This is a genomic window from Rhizobacter sp. (genome assembly GCF_046595475.1).
Lineage (GTDB): Bacteria > Pseudomonadota > Gammaproteobacteria > Burkholderiales > Burkholderiaceae_C > Rhizobacter.
The window spans coordinates 1-19,437 of sequence record NZ_JBKJOQ010000018.1; the positions used below are offsets into that span (position 1 = coordinate 1).

General features: G+C 64.9%; 20 protein-coding genes. 17 read left to right on the forward strand and 3 right to left on the reverse strand.

Features of this window, described 5'->3' with window-relative positions:
- From AC30QB_RS03520 to AC30QB_RS03595, 16 genes are all read left to right on the forward strand, one after another.
- Positions 1-751, forward strand: a 751-nt coding sequence (locus AC30QB_RS03520) for an electron transfer flavoprotein subunit alpha/FixB family protein (RefSeq protein ID WP_489544804.1), incomplete at its 5' end; no start/stop codon positions are given.
- 114 nt (positions 752-865) lie between these two features.
- Complete coding sequence (locus tag AC30QB_RS03525) at positions 866-1,636, forward strand: class II aldolase/adducin family protein (protein ID WP_489544805.1); 771 nt, start codon at positions 866-868, stop codon at positions 1,634-1,636.
- Positions 1,637-1,665: 29 nt separating this feature from the next.
- Positions 1,666-2,592, forward strand: a complete 927-nt coding sequence (locus AC30QB_RS03530) for a 2-hydroxyacid dehydrogenase (RefSeq protein ID WP_489544806.1) — start codon at positions 1,666-1,668, stop codon at positions 2,590-2,592.
- A 53-nt stretch (positions 2,593-2,645) separates the two neighbouring features.
- Positions 2,646-3,947 (forward strand): serine hydrolase domain-containing protein, encoded by a 1,302-nt coding sequence (locus tag AC30QB_RS03535; protein ID WP_489544807.1) that lies wholly within the window; start codon positions 2,646-2,648, stop codon positions 3,945-3,947.
- Positions 3,948-4,066: 119 nt separating this feature from the next.
- Positions 4,067-5,122: a cyclase family protein gene (locus AC30QB_RS03540; RefSeq protein WP_489544808.1), complete on the forward strand. Its 1,056-nt coding sequence runs from the start codon at positions 4,067-4,069 to the stop codon at positions 5,120-5,122.
- Positions 5,123-5,192: 70 nt separating this feature from the next.
- The gene (locus AC30QB_RS03545) at positions 5,193-6,746 is read left to right on the forward strand and encodes a class I adenylate-forming enzyme family protein (protein WP_489544809.1); all 1,554 of its coding nucleotides are present in this window, start codon (positions 5,193-5,195) and stop codon (positions 6,744-6,746) included.
- A 20-nt stretch (positions 6,747-6,766) separates the two neighbouring features.
- A complete protein-coding gene (locus tag AC30QB_RS03550; protein WP_489544810.1) occupies positions 6,767-7,243 on the forward strand; it encodes a GNAT family N-acetyltransferase in 477 nt (158 codons plus the stop codon).
- Positions 7,224-7,829 (forward strand): MSMEG_1061 family FMN-dependent PPOX-type flavoprotein, encoded by a 606-nt coding sequence (locus AC30QB_RS03555; RefSeq protein ID WP_489544811.1) that lies wholly within the window; start codon positions 7,224-7,226, stop codon positions 7,827-7,829. Before AC30QB_RS03550 ends, AC30QB_RS03555 begins: the two co-directional genes overlap by 20 nt.
- A gap of 130 nt (positions 7,830-7,959) precedes the next feature.
- A complete protein-coding gene (locus AC30QB_RS03560; protein WP_489544812.1) occupies positions 7,960-9,522 on the forward strand; it encodes a carboxylesterase/lipase family protein in 1,563 nt (520 codons plus the stop codon).
- 6 nt (positions 9,523-9,528) lie between these two features.
- A complete protein-coding gene (locus AC30QB_RS03565) occupies positions 9,529-10,713 on the forward strand; it encodes a CaiB/BaiF CoA transferase family protein (protein WP_489544813.1) in 1,185 nt (394 codons plus the stop codon).
- Entirely contained in the window at positions 10,710-11,504 is a 795-nt protein-coding gene (locus tag AC30QB_RS03570; protein ID WP_489544814.1) for an enoyl-CoA hydratase, read from the forward strand. The genes AC30QB_RS03565 and AC30QB_RS03570 overlap by 4 nt, the downstream gene beginning before the upstream one ends.
- A 106-nt stretch (positions 11,505-11,610) precedes the next feature.
- On the forward strand, positions 11,611-12,354 hold the full coding sequence (locus AC30QB_RS03575; RefSeq protein ID WP_489544815.1) for an enoyl-CoA hydratase/isomerase family protein: 744 nt from the start codon (positions 11,611-11,613) through the stop codon (positions 12,352-12,354).
- 36 nt (positions 12,355-12,390) lie between these two features.
- A complete protein-coding gene (locus tag AC30QB_RS03580) occupies positions 12,391-13,023 on the forward strand; it encodes a TetR-type transcription factor C-terminal domain-containing protein (protein ID WP_489544816.1) in 633 nt (210 codons plus the stop codon).
- 45 nt (positions 13,024-13,068) lie between these two features.
- Complete coding sequence (locus AC30QB_RS03585) at positions 13,069-13,590, forward strand: GNAT family N-acetyltransferase (protein WP_489544817.1); 522 nt, start codon at positions 13,069-13,071, stop codon at positions 13,588-13,590.
- 120 nt (positions 13,591-13,710) lie between these two features.
- Entirely contained in the window at positions 13,711-14,412 is a 702-nt protein-coding gene (locus tag AC30QB_RS03590; protein WP_489544818.1) for a GntR family transcriptional regulator, read from the forward strand.
- A 130-nt stretch (positions 14,413-14,542) separates the two neighbouring features.
- A complete protein-coding gene (locus tag AC30QB_RS03595; RefSeq protein ID WP_489544819.1) occupies positions 14,543-15,049 on the forward strand; it encodes a DUF1579 domain-containing protein in 507 nt (168 codons plus the stop codon).
- 56 nt (positions 15,050-15,105) lie between these two features.
- On the opposite strand, the gene AC30QB_RS03600 is transcribed toward AC30QB_RS03595, so the two are convergent.
- From AC30QB_RS03600 to AC30QB_RS03610, 3 genes are all read right to left on the reverse strand, one after another.
- Positions 15,106-16,245 (reverse strand): acyl-CoA dehydrogenase family protein, encoded by a 1,140-nt coding sequence (locus AC30QB_RS03600; RefSeq protein ID WP_489544820.1) that lies wholly within the window; start codon positions 16,243-16,245, stop codon positions 15,106-15,108.
- 105 nt (positions 16,246-16,350) lie between these two features.
- Complete coding sequence (locus tag AC30QB_RS03605) at positions 16,351-17,559, reverse strand: acyl-CoA dehydrogenase family protein (RefSeq protein WP_489544821.1); 1,209 nt, start codon at positions 17,557-17,559, stop codon at positions 16,351-16,353.
- Positions 17,560-17,573: 14 nt separating this feature from the next.
- Positions 17,574-18,338, reverse strand: coding sequence for an SDR family oxidoreductase (locus tag AC30QB_RS03610; RefSeq protein WP_489544822.1), 765 nt, complete (start codon positions 18,336-18,338; stop codon positions 17,574-17,576).
- Positions 18,339-18,513: 175 nt separating this feature from the next.
- Between AC30QB_RS03610 and AC30QB_RS03615 the strand changes: the two genes are divergently transcribed.
- Positions 18,514-19,389: an SDR family NAD(P)-dependent oxidoreductase gene (locus AC30QB_RS03615; RefSeq protein ID WP_489544823.1), complete on the forward strand. Its 876-nt coding sequence runs from the start codon at positions 18,514-18,516 to the stop codon at positions 19,387-19,389.
- Positions 19,390-19,437: the final 48 nt, after the last annotated feature.

The window sequence follows — 19,437 nt, forward strand, 5'->3', positions numbered from 1 at the left end:
TGCGCCTCACCTCGACCACGGCCTGGCCGAGAGCGTCGCGGCGCAAGTTCTCGCCATTGCGCAGAACTACAGCCACATCCTCTTCGCCGCCACCGCAGCCGGCAAGAACATTGCCCCCAGAGTTGCCGCCAAGCTCGACGTCGGCCAGATCAGCGACATCACCCACGTCGTGAGCGCTGATACGTTCGAGCGCCCGATCTACGCCGGCAATGCGATTGCCACGGTGCAAAGCCAAGACAAGGTCAAAGTCATCACCGTGCGCACCACCGGCTTCGACCCGGCGGCTGCCACCGGCGGCAGCGCCCAAGTTGAAGCCGCGACCGCCGAAGCCGACAGCGGCAAGTCCAAGTTCATGGGTTCGGAGATCGCCAAGAACGACCGGCCCGAACTCACCGCCGCCAAGATCATCGTCTCGGGTGGCCGGGCGATGGGTTCCAGCGACAAGTTCAACGAGGTGCTGACCCCGTTGGCCGACAAGCTGGGTGCCGCACTCGGGGCCAGCCGAGCGGCGGTGGACGCCGGCTACGCACCGAACGACTGGCAGGTCGGGCAAACGGGCAAGATCGTGGCCCCGCAGCTGTACATCGCCGCGGGCATCAGTGGCGCCATCCAGCACCTGGCCGGCATGAAGGACAGCAAGGTGATCGTGGCCATCAACAAAGACCCTGAGGCCCCGATATTTTCGGTGGCCGACTACGGTCTCGAAGCCGACCTCTTCACCGCCGTGCCGGAGTTGGTGAAGGCGTTGTAGGAAAGTTGGCCCGTTCGGGCTGAGCCTGTCGAAGCCGGTTGCCACGGGGTAAGCACTTCAACAAGCTCTGCGCGAACGGTCATGATTTCGCCCACCGTTCACAGGAGATAAAGCATGAATGCACCACTCGAATTCGCATCCCTACGCAACCAGGTCTCTGCCGAAGAGTGGCAGACACGCGTCGACCTCGCCGCCGCCTACCGGCTGGTGGCGCTCTTCGGTTGGGACGACCTGGTCTTCACCCACATCTCGGCCCGCGTGCCGGGTGATGACCACAGCTTCCTGATCAATCCCTACGGCCTCTTCTTCGAAGAAATCACGGCGTCGAGCTTGGTGAAGGTGGATCACCACGGCGACAAGGTGATGCCTTCCAAGTTCGACACGAACCCGGCCGGCTTCGTGATCCACAGCGCAGTGCACGAAGCCCGACCTGAGGTGGCCTGCGTGCTGCACACCCACACCTTGCATGGCGTGGCGGTGTCGGCGCAAAAGCGCGGCCTGCTGGCGCTGTCGCAGCACTCCACGTTCCCGCTCAACTCCATCGCGTACCACGACTATGAAGGCGTGGCGCTGCGCGACGACGAGAAGCCGCGGCTGGTCAAGTCGCTGGGCAAGGCCAACAGCCTGATCCTGCGCAACCACGGCCTGCTGACCTGCGGGCGCAGCGTGGCCGAAGCCTTCGGCGCCATGTACCAGCTCGAAACCTCTTGTCGCATGCAGATCCTGGCGCAGTCGGGTGGTGTCGAGCTCAACGAATTGCCGCAGTCCATGATCGACCTGAACCGCGAACAATCAAAAGCCGCGACCAACGGCAAGGGTGCCAGCCTGGTGTGGCCAGCTCTCCTGCGCCGGCTCGATCGGCGCAACCCAGGTTATGACGCGTAAAGAAAGCGACGCTTAGAACGAAAGAGCCCATGGCCATTCTGGTGCTGTCGAACCCCTTACCGTCGGCACCCTTTGCCGCAGCTCTGCGACTGGCCGCACAAGGCACTCCCGTCTGGACTGAGCAAGACAACCCACCGCCCGAGGCGGTGGAGGCCATCCTGGCCTGGCGCATGCGGCCAGGCATCCTGCCGCAGTACCCCAACCTGCGCGTGTTGTGCTCCACCGGCGCCGGCGCCGACAAGCTGATGGTGGAAGACCTGCCCACGCATGTGCCGCTCACGCGCGTGGTCGACCCGATGCAGGGCATGGAGATCGCGCAATACGTGGTGGCCAATACGCTGCGCTTCACGCGCGACCTGGCGCTCTACGCCGAACAGCAATCGCTGGCCGAATGGGCGCGCCACCCGGTGCGCACCGCCGTGCGTTGCCGCGTGGGCGTGATGGGCCTGGGGGCCGTCGGGCAAGCCATCGCGCGCGCCTTCCTGCCGCTGGGCTACGCGGTCGGTGGCTGGAGCCGCACGCCACGCGAGGTGCCCGGCGTGGCCACCTTTGCCGGTAACGACGAGCTGCCGCAGTTTCTGTCGCAAGCTGACATCTTGGTGTGCGCCCTGCCCCTCACCGACGAGACGCGCGGCCTGCTCAACCACCACACGCTGGCGCAGCTGCCGCGCGGTGCCTTCGTCATCAACGTGGGCCGCGGTGAGCAGATGGTCGAGCACGACCTGCAGGTGCTGCTCGATGGTGGCTACCTGGCCGGCGCGGCGCTCGATGTGTTCGAGCGCGAGCCGCCTCCACCCGACAACTGGGTGTGGTCGCACCCCAAGGTGGTGGCCACGCCGCACATTGCCGCCCAGGCTTCCTTTGACACCGTGGCACAGCAATGCGTCGATGCCTTGAGACGGGCGCGCGATGGGCTGCCACAGCCGTTCGCGGTGGACAGACACGCCGGCTACTGATCGCAAGCAACACAGCCAACATAAACACAAACACAACGACAGGAGACAAACAGATGATCAGCCCCTTCCCCCACGCCACCCGCCGAACCTTGATCGCCTCACTCTGCGGCGCGGCCTTGGTGCTCGCCGGTTGCGCCGGCATGACGGCCGACAAGAGCAGCACCGCGCGAGCGCCGATGAACGCCGCAGCCCTGCAAAAGCTCGACGACCTGGTTGCCCGCGACACCGCTGCCAGCCGCCTGCCCGGAGCGGTGATCCTGCTCTACCGCGACGGCAAGGTGGTGCACGAGAAGGTGGTCGGCCAGCGCGACCCGCAAGCCGGCGCACCGATGGCGGCTGACTCCATCTTCCGCATCTACTCGATGAGCAAGCCCATCGTGTCGGTGGGTTTGATGATGCTGGTGGAAGACGGCAAGGTGATCCTCGCCGACCCGATCTCGCGCTACCTGCCCGAGTTCAAAGACCTGAAGGTGGGCATCGAGAAGAAAGACGCCGCCGGCAACGCCACGCTCGAGCTCGTGCCCTCGCCGCGCGTGCCCACGGTGCAAGACCTGCTGCGCCACACCTCGGGCCTCACTTACGGCGTGTTCGGCAAGTCACTGGTGAAGAGCGAGTACCTCAAGACCGGCATCCAGAAGAACGAGTTCAACAACACCCAGCTCTCGAAGGTGCTCGCAACCCTGCCCTTGGCCAACGTGCCCGGCAGCACCTGGGAATACAGCCGCTCCACCGACCTGGTCGGCTCGCTGATCGAGCGCGTGTCGGGCCAGACGCTGGGCGTCTACCTGCAGCAACGCATCCTCGGGCCGCTGGGCATGAAGGACAGCGGCTTCGCGGTCAGCGCCGACAAGCTCAATCGCCTGGCCGAGCCCTTCAAACTAGACCCCGACAGCAAGCAGCCGGTGACGCTGATCGACGTGACCAAACCGCCCGTGTTCGAGTCGGGTGGTGGCGGCATGGTGTCGACCGCGCCCGATTACCTGCGCTTTTGCCGCATGGTGTTGAACGGCGGTGAGCTCGACGGCGTGCGCATCCTCTCGCCCAAGACGGTAGAGATGATGACGCGTGACCACCTGGGCGCCGACATCATCCGCGCGAGCCGCGTGCCAGGTGTGAACACCGGCTACTTGCCCGGCCCGGGGTTCGGCTTCGGCCTGGGCTTCGCGGTGCGTATCGCTCCAGGTGAGGCGGCCAACCCCGGCAGCGTGGGCGAAGCCAACTGGGGCGGCCTGGGTGGCACGGCCTTCTGGATCGACCCGAAAGAAAACCTGATCGCCATCTGGATGATGCAGGCGCCAGGTCAACGCGAGTACTACCGCCACGTCTTCAAGAACATGGTGTACGGGGCTTTCTGATTTTCGACGGTATCGAAGCCCTGCACGGCCTGAGCGGGCCTTCGATACCTCAGGCTGAGCGGTGGGTGGCGGCCTGTACTCCCACATGCCTGCCCTCTGGTGAAAAACAGGAACGCTGAATGAGTTCATCTGCCCGCTGGAAGCAACGCCCCGAAGGCTCGACCTGGGGTGACTTCGGCCCCGACGATGAGCTGGGCCGCCTCAATCTGCTGACGCCCGAGAAGGTGAAGCAAGGTGTGGCCGAGGTGAAGGAAGGTTTGTCGTTCGGACTGAGCCTGCCGCTCGACTTCCCCGGTGAAGCCAAGCTCAACCCGCGGCGCAGCCCGCCGCGCCTGAAACCCACCGACCTGAACGGCGACCCGTTCATGAACATGCCGCTGCGCCGCTTCGACGCACGCTTCACCGACGTGATCTGCGACGACCAGGTCAACATCACGCTGCAGTACTCCACGCAGTGGGACACCTTCGCCCACGTGGGCTCGTGGTTTGACGCCGATGGCGACGGCGAGCCCGAGAAGGTCTATTACAACGGCTACCGCGCGCACGAAGACATCCTGGGCCCCGGTGACCTGAAGCTGGCCTCGTGCCCCTGCGGTGCTGAGGGCGGCTCGTATGCGATGAAGCTGGGCGTAGAGAATTTTGCGGTCAAGGCCATCCAGGGCCGCGGCGTGCTGGTCAATCTGCATGCGCAGGTGGGCGACACGCGCGAGCGCGTCGGCTACGAACGGCTGATGCAGATCATGGACAGCCAGAAGGTGCAAGTAGAAACAGGCGACCTGCTGCTCTTCTACACCGGCTTCGCCGACATGATCTTGCGCATGGACCGCCAACCCGACATGAAGGTGCTCAACAACGCCTGCGCCGCCCTCGACGGCCGTGACGAGCGCCTGCTGCAATGGGTGAGCGACAGCGGCGTGGCCGCACTGATCGCCGACAACTACGCCGTCGAGGCCTACCCCGCACGCGAGGCCGAGGGCGATGGCGAGCGCGCCGCCCTGCCGCTGCACGAGCACTGCCTGTTCAAGCTGGGCGTGCCCTTGGGCGAGCTCTGGTACCTGAGCGAGTTGGCCACTTGGCTGCGCGCCCACCAGCGCTCGCGCTTCCTGCTGACCGCCCCGCCGCTGCGCCTGCCCGGCGCGGTGGGCTCGCCCGTCACGGCGGTGGCCACGGTGTAGATTGGCGCCCGACGTCATGCCGCGAAAGCTGGAATGACGAACCTCTTTCAACTGACCGTACCCTGAAGCCATGGACCCGATCGCTGCCCCCTTCGAAAATGACTTCGGCGTGATCGCCGAACTGATCCACGCCCACGCCCAGCGTGACCCGAAACACACCGCCATCATCGACAAGCAGTGCAGCGTCACCTACGCCCAGCTCGACGCCATGATGGACCGCGTGGCGGCTGCGTTGAAGCGCGACGGCATCAAGCCGCGCGAGGCCATCGCCATCTGCGCCAACGCGTCAGTGCACTACGCCGCAGTGTTTCTCGGCGCACTGCGTGCCGGCGTGGTGGTGGCCCCGCTCGCCCCCGGCTCGACCGTCGAGCAACTCGCCGGCATGCTGAAAGACGCCGAGGCCAAGCTGCTCTTCACCGACGAGAGTTCCGCCGAAGCCATTGGCGCAGCCCAGGCCACTGACGTAACGCGCATCTCGATCGACGGCTCGCCCATCGGCATCCAGCTCAAGGAATGGGTGGCGCCCGCGGGCACCCCCTTCAAAGCCGTGAAGCCCAAGCCCGATTGGGCTTTCAACATCATCTATTCGTCGGGCACCACCGGCACGCCCAAGGGAATCGTGCAGCCGCACAGCATGCGTTGGGCGCATGTGCGCCGAGGCGGCGGTGCGTACAACTACGGCCCTGGCGGCACCACCATCCTGGCCACGCCGCTGTACAGCAACACCACGCTCGTCGTCTTCTTCCCCACTCTGGCCTGGGGTGGCACCCTGGTGCTCATGCCCAAGTTCGACAGCAGGGGCTACCTCGAGCTGGCGCAGAAGCACAAGGTCACGCACACCATGCTGGTGCCGGTGCAGTACCAGCGCCTCATGGCGCTGCCCGAGTTCGACAACTTCAACCTCAAATCCTTCCAGTTCAAGTTCAGCACCAGCGCGCCTTTCGGCGCGGTGCTCAAGGCCGACATCCTGAAGCGCTGGCCCGGTGGGCTGGTCGAGTTCTACGGCATGACTGAAGGCGGTGGCAGCTGCATCTTGAGTGCCCACACCTACCCCGACAAGCTGCACACCGTGGGCCAGCCGGCCGAGGGCCACGACATTCGCCTGATCGACGAAGACGGCAAAGAGGTGCCGCGCGGCGAAATGGGCGAAGTGGTGGGCCGCTCGGTGTCCATGATGACCGGCTACCACCAGCAACCCGGCAAGACGCGCGACGCCGAGTGGTACAGCCCCGACGGCCTGCGCTTCATACGCACCGGCGATGTGGGCCGCTTCGATGCCGAGGGCTTTCTCACGCTCTTCGATCGCAAGAAAGACATGGTGATCAGCGGCGGCTTCAACATCTACCCAAGCGACCTAGAAGCCGAAATGCGCAAGCACGCAGCCGTGGCCGACGTGGCGGTGGTGGGCGTGCCTTCCGAGGCCTGGGGCGAGACGCCGGTGGCGTACGTGGTGCGCAAAGCGGGCCACCCAGAGACCGACGCCGAGCTGCTGCAATGGTTCAACCAGCAGGTGGGCAAGACCCAGCGGCTGGCCAGCTTGCACTTTATTGAAGAGCTGCCGCGCAGCGCCATCGGCAAGGTGTTGAAGCGCGAGTTGCGCGACAAACACGTGGCCGGCGGCTGAGCCTCAGGTAGGTCACGCTCATGCCCGTTGCCTTCGAACCCCCGGATCAAGCCGAAGTCATCCAGCTCATCGCCGAGCTGGACGCGTACCAAGACAGCCTCTATCCGCCAGAGAGCCGGCACATATTGGATCTCGACGCGCTAAAAGAGCCCAACGTCCTGTTCGCCGTTGCGCGCAATGCGGCAGGCCATGCCATCGGCTGCGGCGCTATCGTTATTGGCCGCGAATACGGTGAAGTCAAACGCATGTACGTGCACCCCCACAGCCGCGGCCAAGGCCTGGCCCGCCAGGTGCTGGTGCTGCTCGAAGCCAAGGCTGCCGAATTGCACTGCATGACATTGATGCTTGAAACAGGGCCCCGGCAACCCGAAGCCCTGGCCTTCTATGCCAGCCTGGGCTATGCGCGCCGCCCGCCCTATGGCGACTATTGGGACGACCCCAACAGCGTTTTCATGGCCAAACAGATCAAGGTCCAGCATGTACATCGACAGCCTTGAGCAACTGCGCGCCCTGTACCCCGCACCCAAGGAGCGCGCTTACAAGAAGCAGCTCTCGGCTTTGGACGTGCACTGCCGCAGCTACATCGCGCTGACTCCCTTTCTCGTGGTGGCCAGCACCAGCGCCACGCGAAACCTCGACGCATCGCCGCGCGGCGGCGCGCCTGGCTTCGTGAAAGTGCTGGACGATCGCACGCTGCTCATCCCCGATGCGCGAGGCAACAACCGGCTCGACACGCTGCACAACATCATCGAGACCGGGCAGCTCGGCTTGGTCTTCATCATCCCCGGTGTCGACGAGACCTTGCGCGTCAACGGCGCGGCGCGGTTGTCGCAAGCCGATGGGCACCTGCAGTTCTTTGCCACCGAGAAAAACCCGCCGACGCTTGCCATCGAGGTCACGGTGCAAGAGGCCTACCTGCATTGCGCCAAGGCCTTCATGCGCTCGAACCTGTGGCAGCCCTCGGCGCAAATGCCACGCTCGGTCTTGCCGCCCTTGGGTGTGATGATCGCCAGCCAGACCGGCCTGGCCGGGCCGGCCGAGACGCAAGAGCAAATGCTGGCCCGCTACACCGCCGATCTGTAGTGCCAACCTGATCCGTGGGCAGCTCGGGCATCAGGTGCGAGGCGAAGCCAGGGCCATCTCCGATTGACCGAGCAATTAAATATCTATATCTTAGTTAGATATATTAACTGCGCCCCTCTGAGGCACCGCCATGGCAGATTCGCCACTCACCGACACCACCGCAGGCCAACTGCGCGGCGCGTTTCAGAAAGGGGTCGCGGTGTTCAAAGGCATTCCCTATGCCGCCGACACTTCGGGCCCGCGCCGCTTCTTGCCACCGCAAGCGGTGACCCCCTGGGCCGGCGTACGCGACGCATTGGCTTACGGCCCGCGCGCACCGCAACTCGACGCACCACGCACACGCATCTTCCAGTGGCTGGCCTCTGACACCACCAACGGCGAAGACTGCCTGGTGCTGAACGTGTTCACGCCGGCTCCCGATACCGCCAAGCGCCCGGTGATGGTGTACCTGCACGGCGGCGCCTTCTCCATCGGCGCCGGCAACTCGCCCGTGCTCGACGGCAGCGCGCTGGCCAAGCACGAAGACGTGGTGGTGGTCACCGTCAACCACCGGCTCAACCTCTTCGGCTACCTCTATGCAGGGCCTGATGCCGAAACGAAAGCCGACCCGCGCTTTGCCGACGCCGGCAACGCCGGCATGCTCGACCTGGTGGCTGCCTTGCAATGGGTACGCGACAACATCGCGGCCTTCGGTGGCGACCCCGCACAGGTCACGATCTTTGGCCAATCGGGCGGCGGCGCAAAGGTGGCCATCTTGATGGCGATGCCGGCCGCACAAGGCTTGTTCCACCGCGCCATCGTACAAAGCTCTTCCTCGGGTTTTCATGTGCAAGAGCCCGAAGAATCGGCCCTGGCGACGCATCAACTGCTCCAGCAATTGGGCGTGGCTGAGGGCGACTTCGCCACCTTGCAAACGCTGCCCGCCGCCCAACTGCTGAGTGCCATGCAGGCCGTGGTGCTGGCCAACCGCGGGCAAGACCACTACCGCCCGGTGATCGACGGCCGCACGCTCACGCGCCACCCGTTTTACCCGCAAGCGCCCGAGATGTCAGCGCACATCCCGATGCTGATCGGCTACACGCGCACCGAGGCCACCTTCTTTCTTGCGGCCGATCCGACCAACTTCACGCTGTCGGCCGTTGATGCCCATCAACGCGTCAAGCGCTTCATGAAGATCGACGACGCACGGGCCGACGCCCTGATGTCGGTCTACCAGGCAGAGCATGCAGGTGCATCGCCGAGCGAGGTGCTGGCCTACATCGCCAGCGACCACATGTACCGTCTCACCAACGTCAGCGGTGCCGAGCAGAAGGCCCTGCAAGGTGGCGCGCCGGTCTATATGTACGAGTTCGCATGGGAGAGCCCGGCGCTCAGGGGCTTGCTGCACTCGCCGCACACGGCAGAGATGCCATTCGTATTTGGCAATGTCGACGCGGCAGAAGCCTTCACCGGCCAAGGCCCCGAGCTGCAGCCGCTGATGCGCCAGTTGATGCGGGCCTGGGGCAACTTTGCGCGCACCGGCAACCCGAACACCGACACGCTGCCAGAGTGGAAACCGTTCACGCCGCAAGAGCGCCTGACCATGGTCTTCAACACCGAGAGCCGGGTCGTGGCCGACCCACGCGGCGCCGAGCGCCTGGCCATGAAACGCCTGCCCGCCTTCCGCCCTGGCAGCGCCATCAACTACGGTTGAGTTCCCATGTCATTCCCTCTGTCGAAATACACGGTGCTCGACCTCACCATCGCCCGCGCCGGCCCCACCGCCGTGCGCCTGCTCACCGACTGGGGTGCCCAGGTGATCCGCATCGAAGCACCGCCCAAGCAGCCGGGCGGCTCCGTGACGGGCGTGCGGCGCGGTGCCGACGAGCAAAACCTGCACCGCAACAAGCGCAGCCTGTGCATAGACCTCAAGCACCCTAAAGGCATGGCGCTGCTGCACGACCTGGTGACCAAGGCCGATGTGGTGGTGGAGAACTTTCGCGCCGACGTGAAGACGCGCCTGGGCCTCGACTACGAGCAGCTCAAAGCCATCAACCCGCGCATCATTCTCGCGAGCATCTCGGGCTTCGGCCAAGACGGCCCCTACCGAGACCGGCCCGGTGTCGACCAGATCGTGCAAGGTTTGTCGGGCCTGATGTCGATCACCGGCGAGCCCGGCCGCGGGCCTATGCGTGCGGGCATTGCGGTGTCGGACACCTCGGCCGGCATGTTCCTCGGCCAGGGCATCTTGCTGGCGCTGTTGCACCGCGAGCACACCGGCGAGGGGCAATGGGTGCACACCTCGCTGCTTGAGTCGATGCTCAGCAAGCTCGACTTTCAGGGCGCGCGCTACACCATGAGCCACGAGGTGCCCCAGCAGCAAGGCAACTTCCATCCGATGGCGGTGCCCATGGGCGTGTATGAGGCGAGCGATGGCCTCATCAACCTGGCCGCGAGCACCCAGAAAATGTGGGCCAACCTGTGCAAGACGCTTGACGCCGACGACCTCTTCAACGACCCGGCTTATGTGGACGTGCGCTCGCGCGTGAAGCACAAGCAACAGCTCAACATCGATGTGAACACGCTGACCCAGCGTTTTGCCACCCACGATCTTGTCGACCGGCTGAATGCCGTGGGTGTGCCTTGCGGGCCGATCTACGACATCGGCCAGGCTTTCGAAGACCCGCAAACAAAACACCTGCGCATGACGCGCCCAGCCCACCACGCCGAGCTGGGCGACGTGAACCTGGTGCGCTCGCCCATCAACCTGTCGCGCTTCCCTCACCCCGAGCAGTTTCATCACCCGGCGCCCGATGCCGGCGAGCACACGCAAGACCTGCTGCGCGAGTTCGGCTATGACGAAGTCACCATCCAGCAACTGAAAGCGCAAGGGGCCATCGCATGATCCAACTCAAGACCGAGAAGCTGCTGGCCAGCGTAGCCCAGGGCATAGGCTGGCTCACCTTCAACAACCCCGAGCGGCGCAACGCCATTTCGCTCGAAATGTGGCAAGGGCTGGGCGAGGCGTTGCAGGCCTTTCAGCAAGACGACAGCGTGCGCGTGGTGGTGCTCAAGGGTGCGGGCGGCAAGGCCTTTGCATCGGGCGCCGACATTTCCGAGTTTGACCAGCACCGCGCCAATGCCGAGCAGCGCAAGCAGTACGGCGAGATCGCCGAGCGCGGGCGGGCCTGGCTCTCCAGGCTCGACAAGCCGCTGATCGCGATGATCCAGGGCTTTTGCATAGGCGGTGGGTTGGCGGTGTCGCTCAGCGCCGACGTGCGCTTTGCTTCTGTCGGGTCGACGTTCGGCATTCCGGCGGCGAAGCTGGGGCTGGGGTACGAGTACGCGGGGGTAGCGGCCTTGGCAAGGCTGGTCGGGCCATCGTCTGCGCGCGACATCTTGTTCAGCGCGCGGTTCATGCAGGCAGACGAAGCCTTGCGAATAGGGTTGGTGAACTTCGTGGTCGGTGAAGACGAGTTGGAGGCACGGGTGAGTGCCTATGCGCAGACGATTGCACGCAACGCGCCGCTGACGGTGCGCGCAGCCAAGGCGGCGATCAACACCTTCGAGCGCTACTCACGCACCGATGATGCGGAAGTAGCGCGGCTGGTAGATGCCTGCTTCAACAGTGAAGACTACGCAGAGGGGCGGCGGGCATTTGCCGAGAAACGACCGGCGCTGTTCAAGGGGCGCTAGGGCCTCGGGTCTTGGCGGCATTCCCACAAAGCGCGCAGGTGGCCGGAAGCGCCCGTCATTTCCATGAAAACGGAGATGACGGCGCCACAGAACTAAAGTCCACCCCATGACACCTCAGCTGCTGACCCAGGACCACGTCGCCACCATCACGCTGAACCGCCCGCGCCAGGCCAACCGTCTCGACCCCGACGACCTCGCCACGCTGGCCGAGCATGTGGAGGCCGTCAACGCCAACCCCGAGGTGCTGGTGCTGCGCCTGCAGTCCACAGGCAAATACTTCTGCAGTGGCGCCGACATCGGCCAGATCGGGCGCAAGCGCGGCGTGAGCTTCGACCAGATGGTCGACGCCTTCGAAGACGCACGCCCCGTCACCATCGCCGTGCTGCAAGGCGGGGTGTATGGCGGCGCCACCGACTTGGCGCTTGCCTGCGACTTTCGCATCGGCGCACCCGAGGTTGACATGTTCATGCCGGCGGCACGCCTGGGCTTGCACTTCTACCAGCGCGGCATGGAGCGCTACGTGAGCCGCCTGGGCGTCAACATGGCAAAGCGGCTTTTCCTCACCGCCGAGAAAATCGGCGCCGACGAAATGCTTGCCTGCGGTTTTCTCACCCACCTGGTGCCCGCCGAGGCCCTGGCCGGCACCGCTGATGAGCTGACGCAGACACTCGCCGGCATGGCGCCACTCGCACTGCTGGGCATGAAGAAGCACCTCACGCGCATCGCCCGCGGCGTGCTAGATGCCACCGATTTGCAGCGCGACATCACCCGCGCCGCCCAATCGGCAGACCTGAAGGAAGGCGCTGCAGCCTGGGCGGCCAAGCGCGCGCCGCGCTTCACCGGGCACTGAAGTACCGACCGGCTTGGCCTATCATCCGCCCCGCCCATGGCCGCCAAGAACCCCGCCCCCGCCAAAAAGAGCACCGCTGCCGTGCCCCTGGAAGGTGGGTTGCGTGAAGAGCAGCTGATCGGCATTGCCGCCGACCTGTTCGCACGCAAGGGTTACGAAGGCACTTCGCTGCGCGACATCGCCGAGACGGCGGGCATCACCAAGGCCGCGCTGTACTACTGGTTTCCCGAGAAAGAAACGCTGTTCCAGCGCGTGGTCGCAGGCCGCATGGCGGCGCTGGTCGAGCGCGCCGCGGTGGCGGTCGAGCAGGCCAAAGAGCCGCTCAACAAGATCCGCGCCTTCTTGCTGTGCAGCGCGGAGCAGATGGACAGCGACCGCTCGGGCTGGATTGCTTCGTCGAACACCTTCTGGTCCAACTTCGACCCCGATCAACGACTGGCGGTGGTGCCACTGCGCGACCGCTTCGAGCAACTGCTGCGCCAGTGCGTGGCTGACGCGGTACAGCAAGGCGCGCTGCGCGACATCGACCCCGCGCTCGCCACGCGCCTGCTGCTGTCAGGCCTGAACTACCTGCCGCGCTGGCACAAACCAGGCGGGCGGCTGAGCGCTGTACAAGTGGTGGAGCAGTACCTCGACATGGTCTTGAACGGGCTGTCTTCACGCCGCTGAAGATCGCCACGGCCCGCCGCCCGATCGTCTATCAAGGAAAACGCGATGCAACTCGTCGCCTGCACCGAAGAGCGCCATGCCGGCGCCATCCTCGACATCTTCAACGAGGCCATCGCCAACTCGACCGCGCTGTATGACTACACGCCGCGCGCACCCGAATCCATGACCAGTTGGTTTGCCACCAAGCGCAGCAATGGCTTCCCAGTGCTGGGCTTCGAAGATGACGCAGGCAGCTTGCTCGGCTTTGCAAGCTACGGCACCTTCCGCGCATGGCCAGCCTACAAGTACAGCGTGGAGCACTCGATCTATGTGCACCGCGACCACCGCGGCAAGGGCCTGGGCCGCAAGCTGCTCGACGCCATCGTCGGCGCCGCGCGTGAGCGCCAGGTGCACACGCTGATCGGCGGCATCGATGCTGCCAACGCCGCGAGCATCGCGTTGCACGTGAGCCTCGGGTTCGAGCATGCCGGCACCATCAAGCAAGCGGGCTTCAAGTTCGGCCGCTGGCTAGACCTGGCGTTCTACCAGCGCATTCTGGAAACGCCGGCTCAACCCATCGACGGCTAGAGAATCCAGCATGTGCGCGCGTCTTGAATTCCCGCCTGCGCGTTTGAGCCTCTTCGCAAGGGCTCACGCTCACTCAACAAGCCCCAAGCCTCCATCAGCATGTGCTAATTTCCGCCGCAAATGAGCCCTCGCCCCCTCAGCATTCAGGACCGCATCCGCACCGCCATTGAAGCCGAGATCCTTTCCGGTGCGCGCCCACCCGGCAGCGCCATCGACGAGAAGGCGTTGGCAGCAGGCTTCAACGCCTCGCGCACGCCGGTACGTGAGGCCCTGATGCTGTTGGCGGCGCAAGGGCTGGTCCACATCGCACCGCGCTCGGGCATCTACGTGCGCCGGCCCGCCGCCGCCGAGCTGGCTGCGCTGCTAGAAGCGTTGGGCGAGATCGAGGCCGCCATCGCGCGCCTCGCCGCGCGGCGCGTCACGCCGGAATCCTCGGCCACGCTCGTCAAGGCCCTGGCTGCCGCGTCGCGCTGCGCCAAGGCCAACGACCGCAAGGGCTATGCCGAAGCCAATGCCCTCTTGCACGAGCAGATCTACAGCAGTTGCAGCAACCCGGTGCTGGTGGACCACGTGCGCGGCGTGCGCAAGCGGTTGGCCGCCTTTCGTCAGCGCGGCTTCGACCAACCGGGGCGGCTCACCACCTCGGACAGCGAGCACCACCGCATCGTCGATGCCATCTGCAAGGGCGATGGCGAAGCCGCCGCCACGGCAATGCGCGAGCACATCTCGGTCGGCGGCGAAGCGCTGGTGGCCCTGCTGCTGGCCAGCAACACACTGGCGCCGGAAGCCCCCGCGCCCAAGACCCGCGCTGCTGCACGCTAGCGCCCGGGTTCGTCAGGACGGCCTGATGCCCCGGGCCAAAAACCGGGCTTGTCCTACAGAAAGCACGGCGCTCAACGCTTAACTTCAATGCATCTCGTCGGCCACACGGCCCTGGCGGCCCGGAGCACGGATGCACCCACAAGCGCTCGAACAACACCAATGGCTGCACAAGCTTCGCGGCGAGTGGGCCTGCGAGACCACCGCGCTGAAGGGCAGTGGCGAGCAGCCGGACAGCGCGCGCGGGCACGAGACCGTGCGCAGCTTGGGCGAGCTGTGGGTGGTGTGTGGCGCGCAGATCGACCTGCCGGGCGGTGGTACCACTGACACCCTGATGACCCTGGGCTTCGACCCCGTGCAAGAGCGCTTCGTGGGCACCTGGGTGGGCTCGATGCTGCCCTGGCTGTGGAATTACAGCGGCACGCTCGATGCCTCGCGAAAGGTGCTGACGCTCGACACGCAGGGCCCTTCGCTCTCGGCTCCCGAAACGCTCGCCCACTACCGCGATGTCATCGAGTGGCTGGACGACGACCACCGTGTGCACACCTCACACCTGAGGGGGCCCGATGGCCGCTGGACGACCTTGATGATTTCGCACTACCGCCGCACCGATCGGCGTAACGAAGAGACCCTGCAATGACGGCGCCGGCCCCGGTGGGGGTTCAGGCTCCGCCATGGTCAGCCCGTTCGTGCCACTCAATACTTCTTGAGCTGAGCCAACAGGTCGGCGTGAAAGCTGGCGTCGCCAAACAACTCTTGCAGCACGCGGGCGCGCTTCATGAAGAAGCCCATCTCGAACTCATCGGTCATGCCCATGCCGCCGTGCATCTGCACGCCCTCTTGCACTGCCAGCGTGGCGGTGGTGCCAGCCTTGGCCTTGGCGACCGACGCGAGAACGCCGGCGAGCGGCGATTTCTCGTCTAGTGCCTGCTGGGCCTTGAGCACCGTGGCACGCGTCATTTCGATCTCGGTGTAGAGCACGGCGGCGCGGTGCTGCAGCGCTTGGAACTCACCCACGATGCGGTCGAACTGCTTGCGTTCTTTCAAGAAGGCCACGGTGCGCGCGAAGGCTTCGTCGGCCAGGCCCAGCAGCTCGGCGGCGGCCGCCACGCGGCCGGCGTTCAGAGCGGCGTCGAGCACCGCCCAGCCTTCGCCTACGGCGCCGAGCACGGCCGTGGCCGGCACGGCTGCCTTGTTGAAGCGGATGCGCGCCGCGTTGTGCGCGTCAACCATCAGCACACGCTCTACGTCCACCCCCGCCGCCGTGCGGTCGACGAGGAAGAGCGTGATGCCGGTCTTGTCACCGGCCTTGCCGGCGGTGCGCGCGGCGACGATCAGCAGGTCGGCCACGTGGCCGTCGAGCACGAAGGTCTTGGTGCCGTCGAGCGTGTAGCCGGTGGCGGTCTTCTCGGCCGCAAGTGCCGTGTGCGCAGGGTCATGCTTGCGGCCTTCGTCGACCGCCAGCGTGGCGATGAGCTCGCCTTGCGCAATCTTCTGCACATAGGCTTGCTTCTGCGCGTCGCTGCCACCTTGCAGCAACGCGGTGGCGGCCACGACGCTGGAGGTGAGAAAGGGCGAGGCCGTGAGGTTGCGGCCGATCTCTTCCATCACCACACCGGCTTCTACCTGGCCCAGGCCCATGCCGCCATGCGACTCGGGCGCGAGGATGCCAGTAAAACCCATCTCGGCGAATTGCGCCCAAAGCTTGCGCGAGTAGCCATCGGCATCGCGCTTGTCGCGCAGCTGGCGCAGTTGCGATACGGGCGCGTGGTCGGCGATGAAGCTGCGCGCGCTGTCGCGCAACATGCCTTGTTCTTCAGTGAGTACGAGTGCCATATTTGAAAAGTCCAGCAAACTAGAGACGCAACGAGCGCCGGGCGGCCCCAAGCCGTTGCAAGCCCCTTGGGGGGCAAGAGCGCAGCGACGTGGGGGCTGTCATGCCTAGGCTCCGGGCAGGTTCAAGATTCGTTTGGCAATCACGTTGAGTTGCACTTCCGTGGTGCCGCCCTCAATCGAGTTGCCCTTGGTGCGCAACCAGGCGCGCGCCGTGCCGCCATGCTGGCCCCGCTCGCTTTCCCACTCCAGCGCCTCGCTGCCGCCAGCCTGCATCAGCAGCTCGAAGCGGCGCTTGTTCAGCTCTGAGCCGTAGTACTTCAGCGCCGATGAAAACGCCGGGTTGCCCTGGCCGGCCTTGGCCATGTCGATCACACGCTCCATGGTGATGCGAAAGGCGGCTTCGTCGACCTCGAACTGCGCGATCTGGGCGCGCAGCACGGGCTCGTCGAGGCGGCCGAGTGCGTCAATACCCAGTTGCTGCGCTGCCACCTGTCCGAGTGGCCGACTGGCACCACGGTCACCCATGCCACCGATCATTTCGCGCTCGTGGGTGAGCAGGTACTTGGCCACGTCCCAGCCAGCATTGAGCGTGCCAACGAGGTTGCGCTTCTCGACGCGCACATCGTCGAAGAAGCTTTCGCAAAACGGTGACTGGCCCGAGATCAACAAAATGGGTTTGGTGGTGACACCGGGTGTGGCCATGTCGAACAGCACGAAGCTGATGCCGGTGTGCTTCTTGGCCGCCGGGTCGGTGCGCACCAGGCAGAAGATCCAGTCGGCCTTGTCGGCGTACGACGTCCAGATCTTCTGACCATTGACGATGTAGTGGTCGCCCTTGTCTTCAGCGCGGGTCTGCAGCGAGGCGAGGTCAGAGCCGGCATTGGGCTCGGAATAGCCCTGGCACCAGCGGATTTCGCCGCGCGCGATTTTGGGCAAGTGCTCCAGCTTCTGCTCATGGTTGCCAAACTTGAGCAGCGCCGGGCCTAGCATCCAGATACCGAAGCTCTGCACCGGCGAACGGCAGCCCAGCGCGCGCATCTCTTGCGAGAGGATCTTGGCTTCTTCGCCATTGAGACCACCGCCACCGTATTCGCGCGGCCAGGTGGGCACTGTCCAGCCCTGGTCGGCCATGCGACTCAGCCAGGTCTTCTGTGCTTCGGACGAAAACTTCCAGTTACGCCCACCCCAGCACACATCACCTTCGCTGGTGACAGGCTTGCGCATCTCGGGTGGGCAGTTTTGCTCCAGCCAGGCACGGGTCTGTTCGCGAAAGGTTTGCAGCTCGGTGGTGGCTGCAGTGGTGGCTGTCGACATGTGTTTGTCCCCGCTCAAATGGTGGCGCCGCCGTCGACGACCAGCGCCTGGCCAGTCATGAATGAGCCTGCAGAAGAGGCAAGAAACACGGCCGCGCCGGCAATCTCGTCGGGCTCGCCAATGCGGCGCAGGGGGGCGCCCGAGGTGGCGCGCTTCAAGGTGTCTGGGTTCTCCCACAAAGCCTTGGCAAAGTCGGTGCGGATCAAGCCGGGAGCAATGCAGTTCACACGCACGTTGCTCGGGCCATATTCGACGGCGAGGTTGCGTGCGAGTTGAAAGTCGGCTGCCTTCGACACGTTGTATGCGCCTATCACTGGCGAGCCGCGCAGGCCACCGATGCTTGAGATGATGATCACCGCGCCGTCTTTGCGCTCGATCATCTGCGGCACCGCGAAGTTGATCAGCCAGTGGTTAGCGATCACGTTGTTTTGCAAAATCTTGAGGAACTGGTCGTCTTCGATCCCCGCCATCGGGCCGTAGTACGGGTTGGACGCCGCGTTGCACACCACGATGTCGACCTTGCCCAGCTGGCGCGTGGTCTCTTCGACCAGGTGCTTCAGGTCGTCTTTCGACGAGATGTTGGCGGGAATGGAAATGGCCGTGCCCGCACCGCGTGCGGCATTGATGCCGGCAGCCACGGCGGCGCAGGGGTCGGGCTTGCGCGACGAGATCACGACCTTGGCGCCATGCTCGGCCATGCGCTCGGCTATCGCCTTGCCGATGCCGCGCGATGAGCCGGTGATGATGGCAACCTTGCCCGTGAGATTGAACAGCGACATGTCTCTTCCTTGCTGGTTAAATAAGGTGGCACAAATGATCAGAAACCGGCGCTGAGGATGCCCCCCAAACACCAACCGAGTTTTCTAACCTATCATTTCAGTGAACTGAGTTGCCCTATGTAGATAGGGCAATTTTTTGCCTCAATAAACATACCAGATCTTTTGAAAGAGGACTATGAGCATTAACTTTGACGGCCGTGTCGCGATCGTGACAGGCGCAGGCGGCGGCCTCGGCCGCGAGCACGCTTTGGCCCTGGCCCAGCGCGGCGCGAAAGTGGTCGTGAACGACCTCGGCCCCGGCGCTGAAGCGGTGGCGCAAGAGATCAAGGCCGCGGGCGGCCAAGCGATCGCAAGCGTCGGCTCGGTGACAGACTTCGACGCAGTGCAGACCATGGTCAAGCTCACGATGGACACCTGGGGCCGGGTCGACATCTTGGTCAACAACGCCGGCATCTTGCGCGACAAGAGCTTCAGCAAAATGGAGATCGCCGACTTCAAACTGGTGGTCGATGTGCATCTGATGGGCGCCGTGAACTGCTGCAAGGCCGTGTGGGACATCATGCGCGCGCAGAAGTACGGCCGCATCGTCAACACCACCTCGTCGTCGGGGCTGTTCGGCAACTTCGGCCAATCGAATTACGGCGCCGCCAAGATGGCGCTCGTCGGCCTGATGCAAACGCTGTCGATCGAAGGCGCGAAAGACAACGTGCGCGTCAACTGCCTCGCCCCCACCGCCGCCACGGCCATGACCGAAGGCCTGATGCCGCAAGCCGTGCTCGACAAACTGGCGCCGGCTGCCGTCACGCCGGGCCTGCTGTACCTGGTGTCGGAAGACGCACCGACCCGCGTAATACTGAATGCGGGTGCGGGCACGTTTGCACGCAGCTACGTGACCATGACCATGGGCACGCACATCGGCACCGGGGCCGACGCCGACGACCAGGTGGCAGCGCAGTTTGAAGCCATCTCGGATCGCGATGAAGAGGTCGTGCCGCAGAGCGGCAGCGAACAGGGGCGCAACGAGGTCGGGAAAGCCATTCAAGCTGGCTAGACCCGCACCCATAGAATCAGCCTACCGGGGTTGCGTACGAGAATCACC

Bases quoted from the DNA above. Each gene is read 5' to 3' on its own strand.
- AC30QB_RS03600 (WP_489544820.1), bottom strand. From the start codon at position 16,245: ATGGCACTCGTACTCACTGAAGAACAAGGCATGTTGCGCGACAGCGCG.
- AC30QB_RS03550 (WP_489544810.1), top strand. From the start codon at position 6,767: ATGCCCGTTGCCTTCGAACCCCCGGATCAAGCCGAAGTCATCCAGCTC.
- AC30QB_RS03545 (WP_489544809.1), top strand. From the start codon at position 5,193: ATGGACCCGATCGCTGCCCCCTTCGAAAATGACTTCGGCGTGATCGCC.
- AC30QB_RS03560 (WP_489544812.1), top strand. From the start codon at position 7,960: ATGGCAGATTCGCCACTCACCGACACCACCGCAGGCCAACTGCGCGGC.
- AC30QB_RS03580 (WP_489544816.1), top strand. From the start codon at position 12,391: ATGGCCGCCAAGAACCCCGCCCCCGCCAAAAAGAGCACCGCTGCCGTG.
- AC30QB_RS03610 (WP_489544822.1), bottom strand. From the start codon at position 18,338: ATGTCGCTGTTCAATCTCACGGGCAAGGTTGCCATCATCACCGGCTCA.
- AC30QB_RS03570 (WP_489544814.1), top strand. From the start codon at position 10,710: ATGATCCAACTCAAGACCGAGAAGCTGCTGGCCAGCGTAGCCCAGGGC.
- AC30QB_RS03595 (WP_489544819.1), top strand. From the start codon at position 14,543: ATGCACCCACAAGCGCTCGAACAACACCAATGGCTGCACAAGCTTCGC.
- AC30QB_RS03605 (WP_489544821.1), bottom strand. From the start codon at position 17,559: ATGTCGACAGCCACCACTGCAGCCACCACCGAGCTGCAAACCTTTCGC.
- AC30QB_RS03525 (WP_489544805.1), top strand. From the start codon at position 866: ATGAATGCACCACTCGAATTCGCATCCCTACGCAACCAGGTCTCTGCC.
- AC30QB_RS03530 (WP_489544806.1), top strand. From the start codon at position 1,666: ATGGCCATTCTGGTGCTGTCGAACCCCTTACCGTCGGCACCCTTTGCC.
- AC30QB_RS03585 (WP_489544817.1), top strand. From the start codon at position 13,069: ATGCAACTCGTCGCCTGCACCGAAGAGCGCCATGCCGGCGCCATCCTC.
- AC30QB_RS03615 (WP_489544823.1), top strand. From the start codon at position 18,514: ATGAGCATTAACTTTGACGGCCGTGTCGCGATCGTGACAGGCGCAGGC.
- AC30QB_RS03575 (WP_489544815.1), top strand. From the start codon at position 11,611: ATGACACCTCAGCTGCTGACCCAGGACCACGTCGCCACCATCACGCTG.
- AC30QB_RS03535 (WP_489544807.1), top strand. From the start codon at position 2,646: ATGATCAGCCCCTTCCCCCACGCCACCCGCCGAACCTTGATCGCCTCA.
- AC30QB_RS03565 (WP_489544813.1), top strand. From the start codon at position 9,529: ATGTCATTCCCTCTGTCGAAATACACGGTGCTCGACCTCACCATCGCC.
- AC30QB_RS03540 (WP_489544808.1), top strand. From the start codon at position 4,067: ATGAGTTCATCTGCCCGCTGGAAGCAACGCCCCGAAGGCTCGACCTGG.
- AC30QB_RS03590 (WP_489544818.1), top strand. From the start codon at position 13,711: ATGAGCCCTCGCCCCCTCAGCATTCAGGACCGCATCCGCACCGCCATT.
- AC30QB_RS03555 (WP_489544811.1), top strand. From the start codon at position 7,224: ATGTACATCGACAGCCTTGAGCAACTGCGCGCCCTGTACCCCGCACCC.